This is a genomic window from Mycobacterium paragordonae, from assembly GCF_003614435.1.
Taxonomy (GTDB): domain Bacteria; phylum Actinomycetota; class Actinomycetes; order Mycobacteriales; family Mycobacteriaceae; genus Mycobacterium; species Mycobacterium paragordonae.
Window position 1 is genome coordinate 2181213 of record NZ_CP025546.1, and the last position, 21832, is coordinate 2203044.

At 67.9% G+C, this 21832-nt stretch carries 13 protein-coding genes; 8 read left to right on the forward strand and 5 right to left on the reverse strand.

Annotation, left to right across the window (positions count from 1 at the left end; genetic code table 11):
* Positions 1 to 3 precede the first annotated feature (3 nt).
* The 3 genes from C0J29_RS10215 to coaD are packed head-to-tail and all read left to right on the forward strand — an operon-like array spanning position 4 to position 4448.
* The gene (locus tag C0J29_RS10215) at positions 4 to 3387 is read left to right on the forward strand and encodes a pyruvate carboxylase (protein ID WP_120792235.1); all 3384 of its coding nucleotides are present in this window, start codon (positions 4 to 6) and stop codon (positions 3385 to 3387) included.
* The gene (gene rsmD, locus C0J29_RS10220) at positions 3384 to 3938 is read left to right on the forward strand and encodes a 16S rRNA (guanine(966)-N(2))-methyltransferase RsmD (RefSeq protein ID WP_120792236.1); all 555 of its coding nucleotides are present in this window, start codon (positions 3384 to 3386) and stop codon (positions 3936 to 3938) included. The genes C0J29_RS10215 and rsmD overlap by 4 nt, the downstream gene beginning before the upstream one ends.
* A 24-nt stretch (positions 3939 to 3962) precedes the next feature.
* Positions 3963 to 4448, forward strand: coding sequence for a pantetheine-phosphate adenylyltransferase (gene coaD, locus C0J29_RS10225; RefSeq protein WP_065043989.1), 486 nt, complete (start codon positions 3963 to 3965; stop codon positions 4446 to 4448).
* Here the strand turns inward: coaD and C0J29_RS10230 are convergent.
* The gene (locus tag C0J29_RS10230; RefSeq protein ID WP_120792237.1) at positions 4445 to 5404 is read right to left on the reverse strand and encodes a metallophosphoesterase; all 960 of its coding nucleotides are present in this window, start codon (positions 5402 to 5404) and stop codon (positions 4445 to 4447) included. The two genes, coaD and C0J29_RS10230, sit on opposite strands and share 4 nt — an antisense overlap.
* 104 nt (positions 5405 to 5508) lie before the next feature.
* Between C0J29_RS10230 and C0J29_RS10235 the strand changes: the two genes are divergently transcribed.
* On the forward strand, positions 5509 to 6567 hold the full coding sequence (locus C0J29_RS10235) for an NAD-dependent epimerase/dehydratase family protein (RefSeq protein ID WP_120792238.1): 1059 nt from the start codon (positions 5509 to 5511) through the stop codon (positions 6565 to 6567).
* An 8-nt stretch (positions 6568 to 6575) separates the two neighbouring features.
* Here the strand turns inward: C0J29_RS10235 and purU are convergent, their stop codons facing one another.
* A complete protein-coding gene (gene purU / locus C0J29_RS10240) occupies positions 6576 to 7448 on the reverse strand; it encodes a formyltetrahydrofolate deformylase (RefSeq protein WP_240743538.1) in 873 nt (290 codons plus the stop codon).
* Between the two features lie 159 nt (positions 7449 to 7607).
* Between purU and C0J29_RS10245 the strand changes: the two genes are divergently transcribed.
* Together C0J29_RS10245 and C0J29_RS10250 are read left to right on the forward strand one after the other, a co-directional pair.
* Complete coding sequence (locus C0J29_RS10245; RefSeq protein WP_120792240.1) at positions 7608 to 8036, forward strand: nuclear transport factor 2 family protein; 429 nt, start codon at positions 7608 to 7610, stop codon at positions 8034 to 8036.
* Entirely contained in the window at positions 8036 to 8620 is a 585-nt protein-coding gene (locus C0J29_RS10250) for a TetR/AcrR family transcriptional regulator (protein ID WP_120792241.1), read from the forward strand. The genes C0J29_RS10245 and C0J29_RS10250 overlap by 1 nt, the downstream gene beginning before the upstream one ends.
* A 313-nt stretch (positions 8621 to 8933) precedes the next feature.
* Here the strand turns inward: C0J29_RS10250 and C0J29_RS10255 are convergent, their stop codons facing one another.
* Positions 8934 to 10121, reverse strand: a complete 1188-nt coding sequence (locus C0J29_RS10255) for a permease (protein ID WP_120792242.1) — start codon at positions 10119 to 10121, stop codon at positions 8934 to 8936.
* A gap of 177 nt (positions 10122 to 10298) precedes the next feature.
* On the opposite strand from C0J29_RS10255, the gene C0J29_RS10260 reads away from it, so the two are divergent.
* The gene (locus tag C0J29_RS10260; protein ID WP_371872374.1) at positions 10299 to 10991 is read left to right on the forward strand and encodes an LppX_LprAFG lipoprotein; all 693 of its coding nucleotides are present in this window, start codon (positions 10299 to 10301) and stop codon (positions 10989 to 10991) included.
* Here the strand turns inward: C0J29_RS10260 and C0J29_RS10265 are convergent.
* Both C0J29_RS10265 and C0J29_RS10270 read right to left on the reverse strand, forming a co-directional pair.
* A complete protein-coding gene (locus tag C0J29_RS10265) occupies positions 10935 to 13481 on the reverse strand; it encodes an MMPL family transporter (protein WP_242460410.1) in 2547 nt (848 codons plus the stop codon). The genes C0J29_RS10260 and C0J29_RS10265 overlap by 57 nt on opposite strands.
* A gap of 7 nt (positions 13482 to 13488) precedes the next feature.
* A complete protein-coding gene (locus tag C0J29_RS10270; protein ID WP_065043982.1) occupies positions 13489 to 15234 on the reverse strand; it encodes an AMP-binding protein in 1746 nt (581 codons plus the stop codon).
* Positions 15235 to 15548: 314 nt separating this feature from the next.
* Here C0J29_RS10270 and pks2 point away from each other — a divergent pair, with 314 nt between their 5' ends.
* Positions 15549 to 21821, forward strand: a complete 6273-nt coding sequence (pks2, locus tag C0J29_RS10275) for a sulfolipid-1 biosynthesis phthioceranic/hydroxyphthioceranic acid synthase (protein WP_120792243.1) — start codon at positions 15549 to 15551, stop codon at positions 21819 to 21821.
* Positions 21822 to 21832: the final 11 nt, after the last annotated feature.

Genomic DNA, 21832 nt, shown 5'->3' on the forward strand with positions numbered 1-21832 from the left:
AGGGTGATCTCCAAAGTGCTGGTGGCCAATCGCGGCGAGATCGCGATCCGGGCGTTCCGCGCCGCCTACGAACTCGGCGTCGGCACCGTCGCCGTCTACTCCTACGAGGACCGCAACTCGCTGCACCGGCTGAAGGCCGACGAGTCGTATCAGATCGGCGAAGTCGGACACCCGGTGCGCGCATACCTGTCGGTGGACGAGATCGTCGAGACAGCCCGCCGCTGCGGCGCGGACGCGGTATACCCGGGCTACGGATTCCTCTCGGAGAACCCGGATCTGGCCGCGTCGTGCGCGGCAGCCGGTATCGCGTTCGTCGGCCCGGGCGCGGAAGTGCTTGAGCTGACCGGAAATAAGTCCCGCGCCATCGCGGCGGCGCGGGAGGCGGGGCTGCCGGTGCTGGAGTCCTCGGCGCCGTCGTCCTCGGTGGACGAACTGGTGGCGGCCTCTGAAGCTATGCGGTTTCCGTTGTTCGTCAAGGCCGTTGCCGGTGGCGGTGGCCGCGGGATGCGCCGCGTCACCGAAAGCGCGGCGCTGCCCGAGGCGATCGAAGCCGCCAGCCGGGAAGCCGAGTCGGCGTTCGGTGACCCGACGGTCTACCTGGAGCAGGCGGTGTTGCGCCCACGCCACATCGAGGTGCAGATCCTGGCCGACACGCACGGCAACGTGATCCACCTCTACGAGCGCGACTGCAGCGTGCAGCGCCGCCACCAGAAGGTCATCGAACTGGCGCCGGCGCCGAACCTGTCGCCGGAACTGCGCGACAAGATGTGCGCAGACGCCGTCGCTTTCGCCCGCCACATCGGATACAGCTGTGCCGGGACGGTCGAGTTCCTGCTCGACGAGAGCGGCGACTACGTCTTCATCGAGATGAATCCGCGAATTCAGGTGGAGCACACCGTCACCGAGGAGATCACCGACGTCGACCTGGTCTCCAGCCAGCTGCGCATCGCCTCGGGCGAGACGCTCGAGGATCTCGGCCTGACGCAGGACGCCGTGCGGCCGCATGGCGCCGCCCTGCAGTGCCGCATCACCACCGAGGACCCGGCCAACGGATTCCGGCCCGACACAGGGCGGATCAGCGCCCTGCGTACCCCCGGCGGAGCCGGCATCCGGCTGGACGGCAGCACCAACCTGGGTGCCGAGATCAGCGCGCACTTCGACTCCATGCTGGTCAAGCTCACCTGCCGCGGCCGGGATTTCCAGACCGCGGTCAACCGGGCGCGCCGCGCCATGGCGGAGTTCCGGATTCGCGGGGTGTCGACGAATATCCCGTTCCTGCAAGCGGTTCTGGACGACCCGGACTTCCAGGCCGGACGCGTCACCACGTCGTTCATCGACGACCGGCCGCACCTGCTGACCGCGCGCACCTCGGCGGACCGCGGCACCAAGATCCTCAACTATCTGGCCGACGTCACCGTCAACAAACCGCACGGCACCCGGCCGTCGAAGGTGTACCCGCAGGACAAGCTGCCCGAGATCAACCGGGACACCCCGCCGCCGGCCGGTTCCAAGCAACGGCTCGTCGAGCTCGGCCCGGAAGGTTTCGCTCGCTGGCTGCGGGAGTCGCCCGCGGTCGGGGTCACCGACACGACCTTCCGCGACGCGCACCAGTCGCTGCTGGCGACCCGGGTACGCACCAGCGGATTGCTCATGGTGGCACCGCATCTGGCGCGGACCACACCGCAACTGCTGTCGGTGGAGTGCTGGGGCGGTGCGACCTACGACGTGGCGCTGCGCTTCCTGAAAGAGGACCCGTGGGAGCGGTTGGCGGCCCTGCGCGAATCGATTCCCAACATCTGCCTGCAGATGCTGTTGCGGGGCCGAAACACGGTGGGCTACACGCCGTATCCGGAGATCGTCACGTCGGCGTTCATCGAGGAGGCAACGGCTACCGGCATCGACATCTTCCGCATCTTCGACGCGCTCAACAATCTGGACTCGATGCGCCCGGCCATCGACGCGGTGCGCGAAACCGGTTCCGCCATAGCCGAAGTCGCGATGTGCTACACCGGCGACCTGTCGGATCCGGGGGAGGGGCTGTACACCCTCGACTACTACCTGCGGCTGGCCGAGAGCATCGTGGAGGCCGGCGCGCATGTGCTGGCCATCAAGGACATGGCCGGCCTGCTGCGGGCACCGGCCGCGCACGCTCTCGTCAGTGCGCTGCGCAGTCGTTTCGATCTGCCCGTGCACGTGCACACCCACGACACGCCCGGGGGCCAGCTCGGCAGCTACGTGGCGGCCTGGCAGGCGGGGGCGGATGCGGTCGACGGGGCGGCCGCGCCGATGGCCGGCACCACCAGCCAGCCGTCGCTGAGTTCGATCGTCGCCGCGGCCGCGCACACCGAATACGACACCGGCTTGTCGCTGCCGGCGGTGTGTGCGCTGGAGCCGTACTGGGAGGCGCTGCGTAAGGTGTACGCACCCTTCGAATCTGGGCTTCCCGGGCCGACCGGGCGGGTCTACCACCACGAGATTCCGGGCGGCCAGCTGTCCAACCTTCGCCAGCAGGCGATCGCGCTGGGGCTCGGCGACCGGTTCGAGGAGATCGAAGAGGCGTACGCGGGAGCCGACTGGGTGCTGGGACGGCTGATCAAGGTGACGCCGTCGTCGAAGGTGGTCGGCGATCTGGCGCTGGCGCTGGTCGGTTCGGGGCTGTCCGCCGACGAATTCGCTTCGGACCCGGCTCGTTTCGACATTCCGGATTCGGTGCTGGGCTTCCTGCGTGGCGAGCTCGGGGATCCCGCCGGCGGGTGGCCGGAGCCGCTGCGCTCGAAGGCGCTGGCCGGTCGTGCGCCGGCCAAGCCGGCCCCCACGCTGTCCGCCGACGACGAGAATGCGCTGTCGGCACCGGGGCCGAAACGCCAAGCCACCTTGAACCGGCTGCTGTTCCCCGGTCCGACAAAGGAATTCGAGGAGCACCGGGATAACTACGGCGATACTTCGCAGTTGTCGGCCAACCAGTTCTTCTACGGCCTGCGCCAGGGCGAAGAGCACCGGGTGAAGCTGGAGCGCGGCGTGGAGCTGTTGATCGGGCTGGAGGCGATCTCCGAACCCGACGAGCGCGGCATGCGCACCGTCATGTGCATCATCAACGGCCAACTGCGGCCGGTGCTGGTGCGCGACCGTAGCATCGCCAGCGCGGTGCCGGCCGCTGAGAAAGCCGACCGCGGCAACCCGAATCATGTTGCGGCGCCGTTCGCCGGGGTGGTCACGGTCAGCGTGTCCGACGGTGATCAGGTGACGGCGGGGCAGACGATTGCCACCATCGAGGCGATGAAGATGGAAGCGCCGATCACCGCGCCCGCCGACGGCGCCGTGGAGCGCGTCGCCGTGTCGAGTACCGCCCAGGTGGAAGGTGGAGACCTGCTGGTGGTGCTGCGCTGACGCGCCTCATCGGGGGTTCGGCCGGGGGCAGAAGGCTAACGGTTCCGCCGCGCGGAACCCGGCCGACCACCGACCGGGTGCGCGAGTCGCTGTTCAACATCCTGTCGGCGCGACTGGACCTGACCGGTGTGGCCGTGCTCGATCTCTATGCGGGCTCCGGTGCCCTGGGCCTGGAGGCGCTGTCGCGCGGGGCCGCATCGGCCGTGTTCGTCGAGTCCGATCAGCGCACCGCGGCCGTCCTGGCCCGCAACATCACCGCCGTAGGACTGCCGGGCGCCGTGGTGCGCCGGGGCGCGGTCGCCGCGGTGCTGGCGGCGGGGGCGCCGTCGCCGGTCGACCTGGTGCTTGCGGACCCGCCGTACGACACCGAAACAGCGGACGTCGACGCGGTTCTGGCCGCGTTGGGCACGCACGGCTGGGTGCGGGAGGGCACCGTCGCGGTCGTGGAGCGCGGCGTCGGCAGCGCGCCGCTGACCTGGCCAGCCGGCTGGTCGGTATGGCCGGAGCGGGTTTACGGCGACACTCGTCTGGAGCTGGCCGAGCATGAGTGAACCGCCCTGCTAGCGTCATCGGTTATGAGCGGCGCGGTATGCCCGGGGTCCTTCGACCCGGTGACGTTGGGCCACATCGACGTCTTCGAACGCGCCGCGGCCCAGTTCGACGAAGTGGTCGTCGCAATCCTGATCAACCCGGCCAAGAAGGGCATGTTCGACCTCGCCGAGCGGATCGCGATGATCGAGGAGTCGACCACGCATCTGCCCAATCTGCGGGTGGAGTCGGGGCAGGGCCTGGTGGTCGACTTCGTCCGGTCGCAGGGCATGAACGCGATTGTGAAGGGTCTGCGCACCGGCACCGACTTCGAATACGAGCTGCAGATGGCGCAGATGAACAAGCACGTGGCCGGCGTCGACACGTTCTTTGTCGCGACCGCTCCCCGCTATTCGTTCGTCTCGTCATCGCTGGCGAAAGAGGTTGCGATGCTCGGCGGCGACGTCACCGAGCTACTACCCGAACCGGTCAACCGCCGGCTGCGCGAGCACCTGGCGCGGCGGAGCGGTTAGCCGCCCAGCTGCCAATAGTTCTCGGCTCGGATGGTGCTCTCACCGGACCAGCGGTAAGCGGTCAACTTTCCGCCCTTTGCCGCACTGAAGTCCACGCAGGCGCAGCGCGTCGTCCAGTCGCGGGCGTGTTGCGGGGTGCCCCTGCGCCAGTAGTGACCGTAGAACACCGGCACCGTCTGCGTGTAAGTATACGAACGATCTTCCGGCGAGACCTCGATGTCGGGCAGCGGGGGATAAGGTGTGCCATCTTCGGCCGTGAAAGTGTCTGCTATTTCTGCGATTTGGCGCACCGTGGTGGCGTTGTCGTCCCACCAGCGGATTCTTGCTGCGCCGCGCAAATGACCGTCTTTGTCCTTGAACCGCGGTAGTTCCCTGGCCGTCAGGCTGATCTCGGGTCCTTTAAGCAGCACCTCGACGGCCTCGTAGAGTTCGTGGCCCTTGGTGGTGGCATCGACGATCTGGCCCGCGGCGGCAAAACGGGTCGAACCGAGTTGTCGTTCAACTATTTTCATGGATTCGTCGTGCCAGCAGGCATGCACCACGCGCAGGTCGTCGAGGTCGAGCCACAGCGGAAGGGTCGCGAACCACGCCACGTAGTGGGCCCGCTGTTCAGCGGTGAGCTGGTCGAGGAACTGTCGGTGTTGCCGGTTATTCTTGTCGCTGTGTTCCCGTAGATATCTCCCGCTGCCGGCCGGATGCTCGGTCGCATACCCGATTGCGTTGAATTCGTGGTTGCCCATGACGATTTGGGCGCTGCCGGCGTCCACCATGCCTTTGACGGTTTCGAGGACCCGCAGTTGCTCACTGCCGCGGTCGACCAAGTCACCGACGAAGATCGCCTGGCGGTGCGGATGGTGCAGGGTGCCGCCCCGATGTTCGTATCCGAGTTCCGTGAGCAGAGTCTGCAGAGCGGGAGCGCAGCCGTGGATGTCACCGATGATGTCGTAACCCTGCACGAAACGATTCTCGCACTCGGGTCTGACAGGGCCAGATCTAGCGCACCGGCAACCGATTGGGTTACCGTCCTGCGCAGAGTTGCTTGACGGGATCGAGGACTGCCATGTCGGGAACCGTGCTGATCACCGGTGCTTTCGGTCTGGTGGGGACAGAGACTGTCCGACGATTCGCGGCCGACGGGTGGCGGGTGATCGCCACGGCACATCGCAAGGCCTACGACGAACTACCGCCGCGCGTGGAAACGCGATGGCTTGACCTCACCGACCCCGCACAAGTGCGGTCCCTGGTGGCGGAAGTGTCGCCGGACGTGATCGTCCATCTGGCGGCGGTGATCCCGCCGCTGGTGTACTGCAACGCCGCATTCGCCCGCAGGTTGAACGTCGGTGCGACCGCATCGTTGGTGGGTGCCGCATCCGATCAACCGAGGCCGCCGCGGTTTGTGCATGCGTCCAGCACTGCAATCTACGGCTCACGTAATCCCTATCGTCATCCCGAGTTGCTCACGCTGGACACTCCGCTTCAGCCGTGCGAACTGTACGGAGGGCTCAAACTCGAAGCCGAAGAGTGTGTGCGGTCCTCAGGCCTGGACTGGGTGGTGCTGCGGCTCGGCGGCGTGCTGAGCGTAGATCCGAGGGCGATGCCCGTCACTCGCGACATCATGTATTTCACCAGCGCGCTGCCCTTTGATGGTCGAGTGCATTCCGTCGATACCCGTGATGTGGCAACGGCATTCGCGGCGGCTGCGCAGAAGGACGTGCTCGGCGAGATCTTTCTGATCGGCGGCGACGACTCCCACCTGCTGCGACAGGGTGAGATCGGCTCATCGATGGCGGCCGCGCGGGGCATGCCGGGCCTGATGCCACAGGGGCGGCCCGGCGACCCCGACGACGACGACTGCTGGTATCCCAACGCGGATTGGATGAATGTGGCCGGGGCGCAGAAGGCGCTGCAATTTCAGCACCATTCGTGGCCGGACATGCTTGCCGAGATGCGGGCGCAGACCGGCTGGAAGCGTTATCCGCTACGGGCCGTCGTCCCGTTGGCGCGCGGGTTCATCAAACGTCAAGCGGCGTACCGGAAATCGCCGGGGCAGTATGGCGATGTCTGGGCGGCCCTGGGGGCACGATTCGGCAACACGGCGGTGGACACCGCGGCGGCTTGAGAAGGCCTCTAGAAGACGATGGTCTGGTTGTTGTGCACGATGACGCGGTCCTGGCAGTGCCACAACACCGCCCGCGAGAGCACCGCGCGTTCCACATCGGCACCGACCCGCACCAGGTCTCCGACGGTATCGGTGTGACTGACGCGCACCACGTCCTGCTCGATGATCGGCCCCTCGTCGAGGACCTCGGTGACGTAGTGCGCGGTGGCGCCGACGAGTTTGACGCCTCGCTCCCGAGCGCGCTTGTAGGGCGCCGCCCCGATGAACGCCGGCAGGAACGAGTGGTGGATGTTGATCAGCGGGCATCCGACGGCAGCCAGGAACTCCGGTGTCAGGATCTGCATGTAGCGGGCCAGCACCACCAGATCCACATTGCCGCTGAGCAATTGAAGCTGACGCTGCTCCGCCTCGGCGCGCGTGTCGCGGGTCGCCGGAATGTGGACGAACGGCACGCCGAAGGGGCGGACTTGGTCGGCCAGGTCGGGATGGTTGGCGATCACCATGGCGATGGACATTTGTAGTTCGCCGCGCCGGTTGCGCCACAACAGGTCCAGCAGGCAGTGGTCGTCCTTGGACGCCATGATGGCTACCCGCTTGGGCTTGGCGGCTTCGGTGAATCGGTAGTCGATTCCGAACTTTTCGGCGACGGCAGCGGCGAACTCGCGCTCCAGTCCGTCGATGGCAGCGGTCAGACCCGGCAGGTGAAAGATCGCACGCTGCAGGAAAGTTCCGCCCTCGGGCGCTGTCGAATGCTGGTCCAGCGAGATGATGTTGGCCCCCGCCTGGGTGAGAAAGGTACTAACCGCGGCGATGATCCCCGGCCGGTCGTTGCAGCGCAGCAACAATCGTCCAATGTCGGCGGGCTCGTTCGGAGCTGGCACCTGGGCCCCTTTCGCCGTGATTTACCGCAGGCCAGGATACCGCTGTGGGGGCCTTCGGGGCAGGTATGTCGCTCGTATTCGCTGGTGGCTCGGCGATCGAGCCGCCATCGGGGGTTTGCCGGGCTGGCGCATTTACTTACAAACAAGTAAGTTAGGTACATGACAACTTTGAGCGCCGCCATCGGCGAACCTGCAACCGTGACCGCTTTCCTGCACCGTTGGGCGAAGGCCTGGAACGACCACGACGGCGATGCCGTCGCCGCGTTGTGTGCAGAAGACTTGGTCTACGACGAACCGGCACTCGGCGATACAGCCCACGGCCGTGCGGCGATCCGTGACTTCGTCGTAAAGATGGATCGGGCGTTCCCCGACCATCAGTTCTCCCTGGAGGGCCTGTATGCCGAGGTAACCCGGTCTGCAGTGCTGGTTGCGTGGCGGTTCACCGGCACGCAGGCCTCGACCGGCCGAAAGGTCGAGTTTCATGGCGATGACCGCCTGGAGCTTGGCGAGGACGGCCTGATCACCGCTTATCGCTGTCTGTACGACAACGATCTGGTGCTGCGCCAACTCGGCAAGAATCCGCTCTGATGACGGCCGATGCCGCAGCGTCGGCACGCGCGCGTAAGCCGGCATCGGTGCGGCGTGCCGAGATTCTGACGGCAGCGGCAATCGAGTTCGCCGAAACCGGGCTGGCGGGAACACGGTTGGAGGTCATCGCCGCTCGCGCCGGCATCTCGCATCCGCGCGTCGTGCAGATGTTCGGCTCCAAGCAAGCACTATTCCTTGCGGTCGTCGACGAGACATTCGATCAGATCGCCGCCGCGTTCAGTGCGGCCGCCGGCCGTTTGCGGACCGGTGACGGCGTGACACCGCTGATCGGGCTCGGCGATGCTTATCGGCGTCTGCTGCAGCGCGATCGCACCGTCGCGCTGATGATGCTGCAAAGTTACGCGGCCGCGGGAGACGAGGTGGTGCGCGCGGCAGTCGCCGCCCGCCACCTCGCACTGCAACGCGCGGTCAGCGACATCACCGGCGCGGACGAGCTCGAGGTGCGGACCTTTTTCGCCACCGGCCTCATGGTGACGATCTCCACGGCACTCGCGTTGCCCGGCAAACGCACGGATGCCGCATGGGGCGGATGGCTGTTGGAGCGGGTTTCTCGCGACATTTGAACGGCTCAGGGCGGCCGACTTCTGTCTTAGACCGAGCGATGTCAGGGCACGCCGACGCCACCGAATGGCTACCGCCAGCTCAGCTGGACCACGGCCAACCCCCGCCATGCCCCGATTCTACGAAGGACCACCGACAAGTCTGCATCGTCGCAAGCGCGAAACCGGTTGATACCACATGTGATATCACGTTCCGCGAGGCGGTGCCGCGCCGCACGCGTTACTCATGGGGCTGATGGGAAAGCACCGCCTAGCCGCGAAAAAGTTTGATATCAAATGCGATGTCACGTTCCGGAGTACAGCCAAGCTACTTGCGTCAGTGGCATTCCGACCCGTGCCCCCCGTGCTCATGCTCGGCGTCGGGCGAGCCGCCCATCATGCGCAGCATGGGCATCCCACCAGAGGTGAAGAACCGTGCGACCAGCACCACGGCGATCACCAGAAAGATGATGTTCAGCCAGGTGGTGTAGTTCCAGCTGATCCCGGACGACATGACCATGGCGTTGCGCTCACTGGGAATGAGACCCGCTGTGCCGAAGATCAATTCGACCATATAACCGGCTGCCACCATCGCTGCGTAGAACGTGGCGAGCAGCGTCAGCATCATCCTGGTGCCGTAGTATTTGCGGTAGATGTTGAGGATCGGCAGGATCAGCAGGTCGGCGAAGATGAACGCGATGACACCGCCGAAGCTGATGCCCCCGTTCCACAACACCGCGGCGAGTGGCACGTTGCCGATCGAGCAGACGAACGACACGATCGCCACGAACGGCCCGACGATAGGCCCCCACACCGCCGACCAGGTCGGGTGATTCGTCAAAAAGAATTCCTGCCAGAAACTTTCGGGCACCCAGGCCGCGATCGCACCCGCGATGAACAGACCGATAACGAGGTCACGCAGGATCGCGAGCCACTCCATCACGAACACATGCGACACCGAGGTCAGCCCCGGCCCGGAGAACAGCCGACGCCAGAACGACCCGTCGCCCTGGATCGACATGTCCATGGCCGCATGGCCTTCCATCGAGCCGGCCACTCCCTTGTCGGCTTCCTCGCGGGCGGCGTCGATCAGCCGCTGACGCACGAACAGCCGGAACAACAATGCCAGCACGATGATCATCAGCGGCCCGCCGACGAACTCAGCCGCGGTGAACTGCCAGCCCATCAACAGCGCCAGGATAATGCCCAGCTCCACCACCAGATTGGTCGAACCGATCTCGAAGGCCATCGCGGCGGTGAAATTGGCGCCCTTGCGAAACAGCGACCGGGCCAGCGCCACCGCGGCGTACGAGCACGACGACGATGCCGCGCCCAGGCCGGCGGCCACCGCCAGCGTCCGCGGCCGGTCGTCACCCAGCAGTCCCACGATCGTCGAGCGACGCACCACCGCCTGCACGACAGCGGACAAGGCGAAGCCCAGGATCAGCGCCCACAGGATTTCCCAGGTCATGGAACCGGTCAGGGCCAAGGCGTGGCCGAGAGCGCCCAGCACTTTGTCTGCCATGAAGATCTCCGCTCACTTGTGTCGATATCCGAAAATATACCCCATGGGGGTATAAGTCAACGTTCGTCCCCCAGCGGAATCCCGGCTTCCGGCGTCCGGGTCGGCGCAGGCCACTAAGCTTGGCGGTTCGTGCGCCGGGAGCGAGGCTCCGCACACCAGCGCAGCGGAGACGAGGAAATGATGAAAATTCGCGTGAAGATGTCTGCGGCATCGGCTGTGTTGCTGACGGCCGCCGTGCTTTTGCTATCCGGATGCACCTCTGCCCCAAAGGAATCCGAGGGTCCCTCCACCACCGGTACGACAATCGATTCGCCCCAGATGGCCGAGATCCGGCAGTCAGTGGACGCGACCAAGGCCTTGACCAGCGCGCACCTGTCCGTCCGCACCAATGGTCAGGTCGACAGCATGCTCGGCATCACCAACGCCGACGTCGACGTCCGCGCCAACCCGCTCACCGCGAAAGGGTCGTGCACCTACAACGGCCAGGCCGACGTCCCGTTCCGGATCAAGGACGACGCCATCTCGGTCAAATTGTTCGATGACTGGACCAACCTCGGCTCCGTCTCGGACCTGTCGGCCACCCGTCTGCTCGATCCCGCCAACGGTGTCGCGAAAATGCTCTCCGGCGTCACCAACCTGCAGGCTCAGGGCAGTGAGGTGATCGACGGCGTCAACACCAACAAGATCACCGGCACCCTGCCGGCCGACACCGTCAAGATCATCGATCCGGGAGCCCGGCAGTCCAGGCCGGCGACCGTGTGGATCGCGCAGGACGGTTCGCATCGGCTGGTGCGGGCCAGCGTCGACCTGGGATCAGGCTCGGTCCAGGTCACCCTGTCCAAGTGGAACGAGCCGGTCAACGTCGATTAGCGCCGCCATCGCCGCCAGCAGGACCACTCCCACCAGGACGACAGTGCCGATCTGAGCCACCGCCACCGGCGCACCGAGTAGCGTCAGGCCGGCCCCGAGAACCCCGCCGGCGGCTGCGAGCGGTGTCACGGCGTGCCGGATCGGCACCAGCGCGGCGATCAGACAGGGCGCGCCGCAGGCCAACAGAACCGCGAACGCCGCCGGCACCGCGGAGGCGTCCACCGAACCGTGCAGCAGGTATTGCCACACCGCAACGCCGACGCCCAGGCCGGCCAGAGCGGCAGCCAACAGGCCGAGCCCCACGGACAACCCGCCGCGCACCCCGCGCCACATGCCGGCCAGGGCCGCCACCGCCACGACGGTCAGCGCAAGCAAAATCGCGTCGTGCTCCAGCGCGGCCCGAACGGTCGCGGCCATCGCGGCGCTCGCGGCCACGCTGACCTCGCTGTCGACCAGGCTGCCGTACTTGGTCGCGTTGCCGACGGCGGTTTCGATCTGCTGCACGCGGGACGCCGCGGCCAGGTCCACACCGGCCTGGTCGGAGTACACCAGCAACCGGGCGGCGGTGCCGTCGGCGGAGAACATGGTCTGACGCACGTGCTGGTAGGAGGGATCGGCCAGCGCCTTGCGCGGCAGATAGAAGCCGCCGGCGCCGGTGTCGGCGAAGTCGATGCTGAGGTTCTTCAGGAACGCCGACAGCTGCACGACCTGGGGGATCGTGCTCTCGATGGTCGTCTGCAAGGTGGGCACGAATGAGCGCAGCTGATTGAGCGCCGACCGCATCTCGGCCACCGCGCGCGGCGTCCCGGCCAGGGCGCTGGTGGTGCGCGCCGACCCCGCGGCCAACCGGGTGGCGCCGTCGGAAAGGACGGTGACGTCGGCGATCACCCGATCGAACGGGTCGATCGCTTTCCGGGCGGCCGAGCACAGCACGTCGGCGGCGCAATCCTGGACGCCGCCCATCCAGCCCCGCACCGGGTCGAGGTAGCCGGAGACCTCGGCGGCGGTGTCCTTGATGTTCCGGGTGCCGGACACCACCGAGTTGATCGCTTGCTGAAGTTGGGCCAGACCGCCGACGCCTGCGCTCACGCTCGCTTCGAGCTCGTTGACCGAGCCCGACACCTGGTCGAGCACCGAACCCAGTGTCTTGACCGCGGTGACCTGCGGCACGAACGTGGCAGCCTGACGATCCAGTTGATCGCTCAGCCTGCCCGCGGCCGAACTCAGCGAGGCATCCGTCCACGGAACACCTGCCGGCCAGGCCGCCGACTGCACCTTGCGGACACCGGGGATCTCCATCAGCCGGCGGCTGACGGCGTCGATGGCGATGAGCCCGGCCGGGTCGCGCAGGTCGTGGCTGGATTTGACCATGACGACGTCGGGCAGCCGGTTGGCCGGCGTAAACTGCTTGCCGGCCCGGGCCGGGACGCCGCCTACGCCCCAATGCATTCCGAGAACAGGCAAGGCGCAGATGGCCGCTACCAGCGCGACGACGACGGCAGGGCTGCGAACCGCCCGGCGCACCGACGGCGGCAGCCCCCAGGAACGGGCCGGCAGCGGCACCGCCCTCGTCAACAGCGCGGGCAGCAATGTCAGCGAAGCGGCAAGTGCGACAACCGCACCCAGCGCAGCCAGGCCGACGGCGTGCGCTCCCGGGGTCCGCGCCAGCAGCAGTGGGATGGTGAGCGCGGTGACGCCCCCCGCGGGCGTCGCCAGCGCGGGCAGCGTCGCGCGGTAGCCGTCCCGCTCCCGCGCCGTGAGCAGCAGCGCGGACGCGGCAATCGCCCCGATCATCAGCACCGCCGCCACGGTCCAGCAGAACAGCCCGAACAACGCGGCCAGCGGCCAGGCCACCGCGAGGGACAGCCCGGCGGTCAACCCCACCAACGCGACCGACGACAGTCCCAGTCGCAGCAGGAACAGCACGGCGACCAGCAAGGTCGCGGCGACGATCACGGCCGCCTGCCACGTCGCCAACCGCAGTTCAGTGCCGTGCGCGGCGGCCGGGACGGTGATGCGGGCACGCAACCCCGCATTCGGCGGCAGCTTACGCAGCACCGATCGCGCCGCATCGAGTGACTTGGCAGCCTTCGCGGTACCGGCCTGGCCCCGCAACCAGATCACCGCGGCGCCCGACCGCCCGTCGGGGCTGGTCCCCAACGGGGCCATCAAGGGGTCCGACCACCAGTCCAGGACCGATCCCACGTGTGCGGTGTCGGCGCGCAGCGCGCGGACGGCCTCGTCGTAGTACTGCCGGTCGGCGTCGCCCAGCGGGTCGCGGCCGTCCAGCACCAGGTAGCCGATCGCGTCGGTACCGGTACCCGGAAACGCTTGCGCGATAAGGTTTTCCGCGGCGACGGTCTGCTGGTCGGACGGCAGCGGCGACGGCCCGGTGGCCGGCACATGGATGGCCAGCGCGATGACGTTCACGGCCACCGCCAGTGCGACCCAGGCCAGGACGGCAACGAGCTTGGTGAGCCGCGTCGACACGATGATGCTAAACGTCCAGGCGGGCGAACTTGTCCTGTCGATACTGCTCGACACAGGCCGCCCGCCTGACCTTGCCGCTGGTGGTGATCGGGATTGAGCCCGGCGGCACCAGAACCAGATCCGCGGCGCTCAGGCCGTGCGAATGCGACAACGCCGAGTTCACTTCCCGCTTGATCTCGCCCAGCCGGTCCATCGCCTCCTGATCCGACTCGCCGCGCTTGCGCAGTTCGATGATGGCGACCAGTTTCTCGGTGCTGCGATCGCCCGGCACCGCGATGGCCGCGCACCGGCCACGGGTGATCTCCTGGATGGTTGCCTCGATGTCGTCCGGAGAGTGGTTGCGCCCGTAGACGATCAGCAGGTCCTTGATCCGGGCGATGATGAACATCTTGCCCTCGGAGATGAAGCCCGAGTCTCCCGTTCGCAGCCACGGACCCTCGGGCGTGCCGTCGGCGGGTTTGAAAACCCTTGCGCCGAAAGTATTCTCGCTCTCCTCGGGGCGCTGCCAATAGCCGGTGGCGACGTTGGGTCCGTGCACCCAGATCTCGCCGACCGTTCCCTCGGGGCATTCGGCGCAGGTGTCGGGATCCACGATCCGCACCTCCGGCGCCTCCGGTATGAGGTAGCTGACCAGGGGTGTGCCGCTGCCGGCGGGGCACCGGACCGCTTGCCCGGCAGCCAGTTTCCCGGAGTCGAAGTTGACGAGTTCCGGTGGCTCGCTCGGGCTGCCCGTCGCCACGAACACCGTCGCTTCCGCGAGCCCGTACGAGGGCCGGACCACCTTGTGTTGGAGATTGAAGCGCGCGAAGCGGTCGGTGAAGCGCTTGAGAGCCGCCGGCTGGACCCGTTCGCTTCCGCTGAGGATGGTGTGCACGTCGCCGAGATCGTGCCCGGCCATGTCCTCGTCGGAGACCTTGCGCGCGGCCACTTCGTAGGCGAAGTTGGGCGCGGCCGAGAACGCCCGGGAGTTGTCCGCCAGCATGTGCATCCAGCGCGCCGGCCGTTGCAGGAAGGCGACGGGGCTGGTCACCACCGCGGAGAATCCCGCCAGGATCGGTGTACAGATTCCGCCGACCAAGCCCATGTCGTGATAGAAGGGCAGCCACGACACGATGGTCACGCCGGGCGGCGGCACACCCCCGTCGTCCGCGGCGAAATAGCCGGCCATCAACTGTTCGAAGTTGATGCGCAGGTTGTCGTGGGTGATGACGACACCGGCCGGCTCGCGGGTCGATCCCGAGGTGTACTGCAGGTACGCGGTGTCCGGGTGGTCGTCTCCGGCGCCAGATCGGTTGCGAGAGTCCAAATCCAGCCGATCGATCTCGATGATCGACGAGGCGGCAGCGGCGCCGTCCTGGGCCGCGACCCGCCGGGCGACATCGTCGACGACGGGGGATGTGGTGAGTACCGCGACCGGCGAGGCGTCGCGCAGCACCGAATCGACCCGTTCGTCGCTGGCACCGCCCTGTGGCACCGAGAGCGGAACGGCGATGCGCCCGGCCTGCATCGCGCCGAGAAACGCCACGATGTAGTCCAGGCCCTGCGGCGCCAGAATCACCGCGCGGTCACCCGTCGAACCGACGCGAGTCAGCTCCTGTGCGACGTTGAGGCTGCGCCGGTACAGCTGCGCCCACGTCAGGGTTGTCGGCACGCCCTCCCAGTCCCGGTCGTAATCGATATAGGTGAAGGCCGGGTCATTCGGCTGGATCCGGGCCCACGTGCGCAGCACAGCGGGGAGGGAACGCGCATTCATAGGCAAGACGGTACCGGCGCGCCGCAGGTGCAGTCCCCGAATCCGATCGATGCAACGGCCCGGGGGACGATACCTGCCGGGCCGGCTCGCATCGATGCTGGTCAGGGCCTCGAGCACGGCTGCCACCTGGGAATTCGCTGAGTTTGGGCACCCATGGCCCTTGCGGCGTCTAAGCTCGGCATCCGAGACGGTGTCGAGGTCCCGTCAGCCCGGGGGTCTGCCAGACCGGTGCTGCACTATTCCGTTGCCCGTACCCCTATCCGGTGCTGCGTCGGGTCCGCGCCGGTTGAGCTGAGAACGAGGTTGGTAAAGGGATGCAAGCACGTGTCACCCCCATCGCGGTGATCGGTATGGGATGTCGGTTGCCCGGCGGGATCGATTCTCCCGAGAAGCTGTGGGAATCGGTGTTGCGCGGCGACGACCTGGTCACCGAGATTCCCTCGGACCGCTGGGATGCCGACGCGTACTACGACCCTGAGCCGGGGGTTCCCGGCCGCACGGTGTCGCGCTGGGGCGGATTCATCGACGACGTGGCCGGCTTCGACGCCGAGTTCTTCGGAATCAGCGAGCGTGAAGCGACCTCGATCGATCCGCAGCACCGACTGTTGCTCGAGACCGCGTGGGAGACGATCGAGCACGCCGGTCTGGACCCGGCATCGCTGGCGGGCTCGGCCACGGCGGTGTTCACCGGGCTGACGCACGAGGACTACCTGCTCCTCACCAAAGGTTCCGGTGCTCTGGCCAGCCCGTACGCCGTGACCGGTCTGAACAACAGCGTGGCCTCCGGGCGGATCTCGCACGCGCTGGGCCTGCACGGTCCCGCGATGACGTTCGACACCGCGTGTTCCTCGGGTCTGATGGCCGTGCACCTGGCCTGCCGGAGCCTGCACGAAGGTGAAGCCGACCTGGCGTTGGCGGGCGGTTGCGCGGTGTTGCTGGAGCCGGACGGCAGCGTGGCGACGTCCGCGCAGGGCATGCTCTCGGCGACCGGTCGCTGTCACTCCTTCGATGCGGACGCGGACGGATTCGTTCGCTCCGAAGGCTGCGCGATGGTGCTGCTCAAGCGGCTGCCCGATGCGTTGCGCGACGGCGACCGCATCCTTGCCGTGGTGCGCGGGACGGCGACCAACCAGGACGGCCGGTCCGAGACGCTGACGATGCCATCGGAGAACGCGCAGGTCGCGGTGTACCGCAAAGCTCTGGAGGCGGCAGGCGTCGCCGCCGAAACGATCGGCGCCGTGGAGGCGCACGGCACCGGCACCCCGGTCGGTGACCCGATCGAGTACCGCGGACTCACCCGGGTTTACGGCACCGGCGGCAGTCGCTGTGCGTTGGGGTCGGTCAAGAGCAATATGGGCCACAGCGAATCGGCGGCCGGTGCGGTCGGGCTGATCAAGGCGATCCTCTCGCTGCGGCACGGTGTATTGCCGCCGCTGCTGCACTTCAACCGGCTACCCGAGGAACTCACCGGGATCGACACGGGAATCTTTGTGCCGCAGTCGATTACGCCATGGCCCGACCGCAGCGACACCCCCAGGCGGATCGCGGTGTCCTCGTTCGGGATGTCCGGCACCAATGTGCACGCCATCGTCGAGGCGGCCCCGGAACCGGAGGCCGCAACCGCCGCGGCGGCGCAGGGGCCACTGGTCTACGCGCTGTCGTCTTCCTCGGCTGACGGCCTGCGGACGAGTGCGCGGCGACTCGCCGAGTGGGTCGAGACTCACGCGGATTCCGTGACCCCCGCCGATCTGGGCTACACGCTGGCGCGCCGCCGGGCGCACCGGCCGGTGCGCACCCTGGTGGTGGCCGACGGTCTGACGGAACTCACCGGGCGACTGCGCGAGGCGGCCGACGGGGAGGACGCCCTGTATCGGGCTGCGGTGGCACACGACGACCGCGGGCCGGTGTGGGTGTTCTCCGGTCAGGGTTCGCAATGGGCGGCGATGGGCGCCGATCTGCTGGCCGGCGAAGCGGTGTTCGCCGCCACGGTCGCCGAGCTGGAGCCGCTGATCCTGGCCGAGTCGGGCTTCTCGGTGACGGAGGCGATGACGGCGCCGCAGACGGTGACCGGCATCGACAAGGTGCAGCCGACGATCTTCGCCATCCAGGTGGCCCTGGCCGCCACCATGGAGCAGGCCTACGGCGTGCGTCCGGGCGCGGTCGTCGGGCACTCCATGGGTGAGACCGCTGCGGCCGTCGTCGCCGGGGCGCTGTCGCTGCAAGACGGCGCCCGCGTGATCTGCCGCCGTTCGAAGCTGATGGCCGGCATCGCCGGCTCGGGTGCCATGGCATCGGTGGAACTGCCTGCCAAGCAGGTCAATTCGGAACTGATGGCGCGCGGAATCGACGACGTCGCGGTGGCCGTGATGGCCTCGCCGCAATCCACGGTGATCGGGGGAGCCGCCGAGCAGGTGCGTGACCTCGTCGCCCGCTGGGAACAACGCGACGTGATGGCGCGCGAAGTCGCCGTGGACGTGGCATCCCACTCGCCGCAGGTCGACCCCATCCTCGACGAATTAGCCACTGCGCTAACCGATCTCGAACCGATGGAGCCCAAGGTTCCTTATTACTCGGCCACCCAGTTCGACCCGCGCGAACGGCCGGTGTGCGACGCCGACTACTGGGTGGACAACCTGCGCAACACCGTGCAGTTCGCCGCCGCGATCCAGGCCGCGCTGGACGACGGCTTCCGGGTTTTCGCCGAGCTGTCGCCGCATCCGCTGCTGACGCACGCGGTCGACCAGAACGCCCGGAGTCTGGACATGACGGTGGCTGCGCTGGCCGCCGTACGCCGGGAACAGCCTCTGCCGCAAGGACTTCGGGGCTTCCTGACCGATCTGCACAGTGCCGGTGCCGCGATCGATTTCGCCGTGCTGTTCCCCGCCGGGCAGCTGGTGGACGCGCCGTTGCCGGCGTGGAGCCATCGGGATCTGTTCATCGACGCCGAAGGCAGCGACGGCAGGACGCAGGGCGGCTGCACCATCACCGTGCACCCGCTGCTGGGTTCCCACGTCCGGCTGGCCGAGGAGCCGGAACGGCACGTGTGGCAGACCGACATCGGCACGGCGACCCTCGGCTGGCTCGAGGATCACCAGGTGCGCAACGTCGCGGCGCTGCCCGGCGCCGCGTACTGCGAGATGGCGTTGGCCGCCGCGGCCGAAATCTTCGGCGAGGGACCAGGGGAAGTCTTGGAAACCCGCGACATCGTGTTCGAGCAGATGTTGTTGCTCGATGAAGAGACGCCGATCGACGCGGTCGCGTCGGTGCAGGCCCCCGGTGTCGTCGACTTCGCGGTGGAGTCCACCCGCGACGGTGAAACCACCCGGCACGCCACCGCATCGCTGGGCGCCGCCCGCGATCAGTCGGTACCGCCCGCCTACGACGTCGCCGCCCTGCTGGCCGCGCACCCGCACAGCGTGAAGGGGTCCGAACTGCGGGAGTCGTTCGTCGAACGCGGTGTCTCGCACGGACCCTCGTTCAGCGGACTGTCCATCGCGCACACCGGTGAATCCGGCGACACCACAGTGCTGGCCGAGGTCGCGCTGCCGGCGTCGATTCGATTCCAGCACGCCGCCTACCACGTGCATCCCGCGTTGCTGGACGCCTGCTTCCAGTCGGTGGCCGCCGGCGTCGGCAGTGCCGCCGGTGACGGTCTGCTGCTGCCGCTGGGTGTGCAGAGCCTGCGCGCCCACGGGCCACTGCGCGATGCCCGCTATTGCTACACGCGGGTGACCCGGGCCGACGCGACGGGCGGTGAGGCCGACCTCGACGTGCTCGACGAGCACGGCACGGTACTGCTGGCGGTGCGCGGGTTGCGGATGGGCACCGGCACCACCGCCGGTGGCGAACGGGACCGGGTGCTGGGGGAGCGGCTGCTGACCTGCGAGTGGCAGCAGCGGACGCTGCCGGAGGTCGACGCCGAAGAAGCGGGATCGTGGCTGCTGATCGACACCTCACCGGCCGCCGAAATGTTGGTCAGCTCGTTGAACGACGCACTGAAAACCGAAGGCGCGGAATGCTTCCACCTGCAGCTGCCGGTCGGCGCCGAGTTGGAGCCGCTGCGGGCGCAGTTGCGGGCCCGCTCCTTCAGTGGGCTGGTCGTGCTGTGTGGCCCGGTCGGCGGCGCACCCGACGACGGGGGCCTGGCGCAGGGACGGGAACAGGTGCGCCACCTGGTGCGCCTGGCCCGGGAATTGCCCGAGCTGGAAGGGGAACTGCCCCGGCTCTTCGTGGTGACCCGGCAGGCCCAGTGGGTGTGCCCGGGCGACGAGGTCAATCTCGAGCAGGCCGGATTGCGGGGTCTGTTGCGGGTGGTCGGCAGCGAACACCAGCTGTTGCGCACCACGCAGATCGACATCGACGAGCACATTCAGGGCGAGCAGCTGGCCGCGCAACTGCTGAGTGGGTCGGCGGAGGACGAGACCGCCTGGCGCGGCGGCGAGTGGTACACGGCTCGGCTGTGTCCGGCGCCGCTGGTGCACGACGACCGCCGTACCAGGGTGATCGATCACGAGACGGACGGCATGCGCCTGCAGGTCCGCACCCCGGGTGATCTGCAATCCATGGAACTTGTTGCGTGCGAACGCGTTGCGCCGGGTCCGGGGCAGATCGAGGTCGCCGTCGCGACATCGACGATCAACTTCGCCGACGTGCTGATCGCGTTCGGCAAGTTCCCCGTCGTCGACGACCGGGAGCCGCAGCCGGGCATGGACTTCGTTGGTGTGGTGACCGCGGTGGGCGAGGGCGTGGCGGGCCACCGGGTCGGTGACCGCGTCGCCGGCTTCTCCGAGGGCGGCTGCTGGCGCACCTACCTGACCTGCAACGCCAACCTCGCGATCACCCTGCCCGCCGGGTTGAGCGACGAGCAGGCCATCGCGTCGGCCACCGCGAACGCCACCGCCTGGCACGGGCTGCACGACCTGGCAGGCATCAAGGCCGGCGACAAGGTCCTGATCCACTCCGCGACCGGCGGGGTGGGGCAGGCGGCGCTGGCGATAGCGCGGCACGCCGGAGCGGAGATCTTCGCCACCGCTGGCAACGATGCCAAGCGACAGATGTTGCGCGACATGGGTATTGATCATGTCTACGACTCACGCAGTCTCGAGTTCGCCGAGCAGATCCGTCGCGACACCGGCGGCTACGGCGTGGACATCGTGCTCAACTCGTTGACGGGTGCGGCGCAGCGGGCCGGGCTCGAGCTGTTGGCCTTCGGCGGACGGTTCGTCGAGATCGGCAAGGCCGACGTGTACGGCAACACCCGGCTCGGGCTCTACCCGTTCCGGCGTGGCCTGACGTTCTACTACCTGGACCTGGCGCTGATGTCGGTGCTGCAGCCGCAGCGGGTCCGGGAACTGCTGCAGACGGTGTTCCAATTGACGGCCGACGGCGTCCTGGTGGCGCCGCAGACCACGCACTATCCGCTGGCCGAGGCGGCGAACGCGGTGCGGGCGATGAGCAACGCCGAGCACACCGGCAAGCTGCTGCTGGACATGCCCCGCTCCGGGCGCGCCAGTGTGGTGGTGCCGCCGGAGCAGGCCCCGGTGTTCCGCCGCGACGGCGCCTACATCATCACCGGTGGTGTCGGTGGGCTTGGCCTGTTCTTCGCTTCGAAGCTGGCGGCCGCGGGCTGCGGCCGGCTGGTGCTGACGGCGCGGTCGCAGCCGAATCCCAAGGCGCGCCAGATGATCGAGCGGCTGCGCAAGGCCGGCACCGACGTCGTCGTGGAACTGGGCAACGTCGCCGAAGCGGACACCGCGGTGCGGCTGGTGGAAGCGGCGACCGCCACCGGGCTTCCGCTGCGCGGTGTGGTGCACTCGGCGGCGGTGGTGGAGGACGCCACCCTGACCAACATCACCGACGAGATCATCGACCGGGACTGGGCACCAAAGGTTTTCGGCACCTGGAGCCTGCACAAAGCGACTCTCGGGCAGCCGCTGGACTGGTTCTGCCTGTTTTCCTCGGGCGCCGCGCTGCTGGGGTCACCCGGTCAGGGCGCCTACGCCGCGGCCAACAGCTGGCTGGACGCGTTCTCGTATTGGCGCCACGCGCAAGGACTTCCGGTCACCACGATCGCGTGGGGCGCCTGGGCCGAGGTCGGCCGCGCCACCTTCCTGGCCGAAGGTGGGCAGCTGATGATCACTCCCGAGGAGGGCGCGTACGCGTTCGAGACGCTGCTGCGTTATGACCGGGCCTACACCGGTTACATCCCGATCATCGGCGCGCCCTGGTTGGACGACGTGGTCCGGCGCAGCCCGTTCGGTGAGATGTTCAAGTCCAGCGGGCAGAGCACCAGGGGTCCGAGCAAGTTCCGCGCCGAGCTGATGACGGTGCCGCAGGAGGAGTGGGCCGGGCGGCTGCGCCGCCTGATCACCGAGCAGGTCGGGGTGATCCTGCGGCGCACCGTGGACGCCGACCGTCCCTTCGTCGAGTACGGCATGGATTCCCTGGGCATGCTGGAGATGCGCACCCATATTGAGACGGAGACCGGAATCCGGTTGAGTCCCAAGGTGATCGCCACGCACAACACCGCGCGGGCGCTGGCCGAGCACCTGGCGCAGACCCTGGCCGAGGAGGGCTCCGCCGGTTAGCTGGGCGGGTC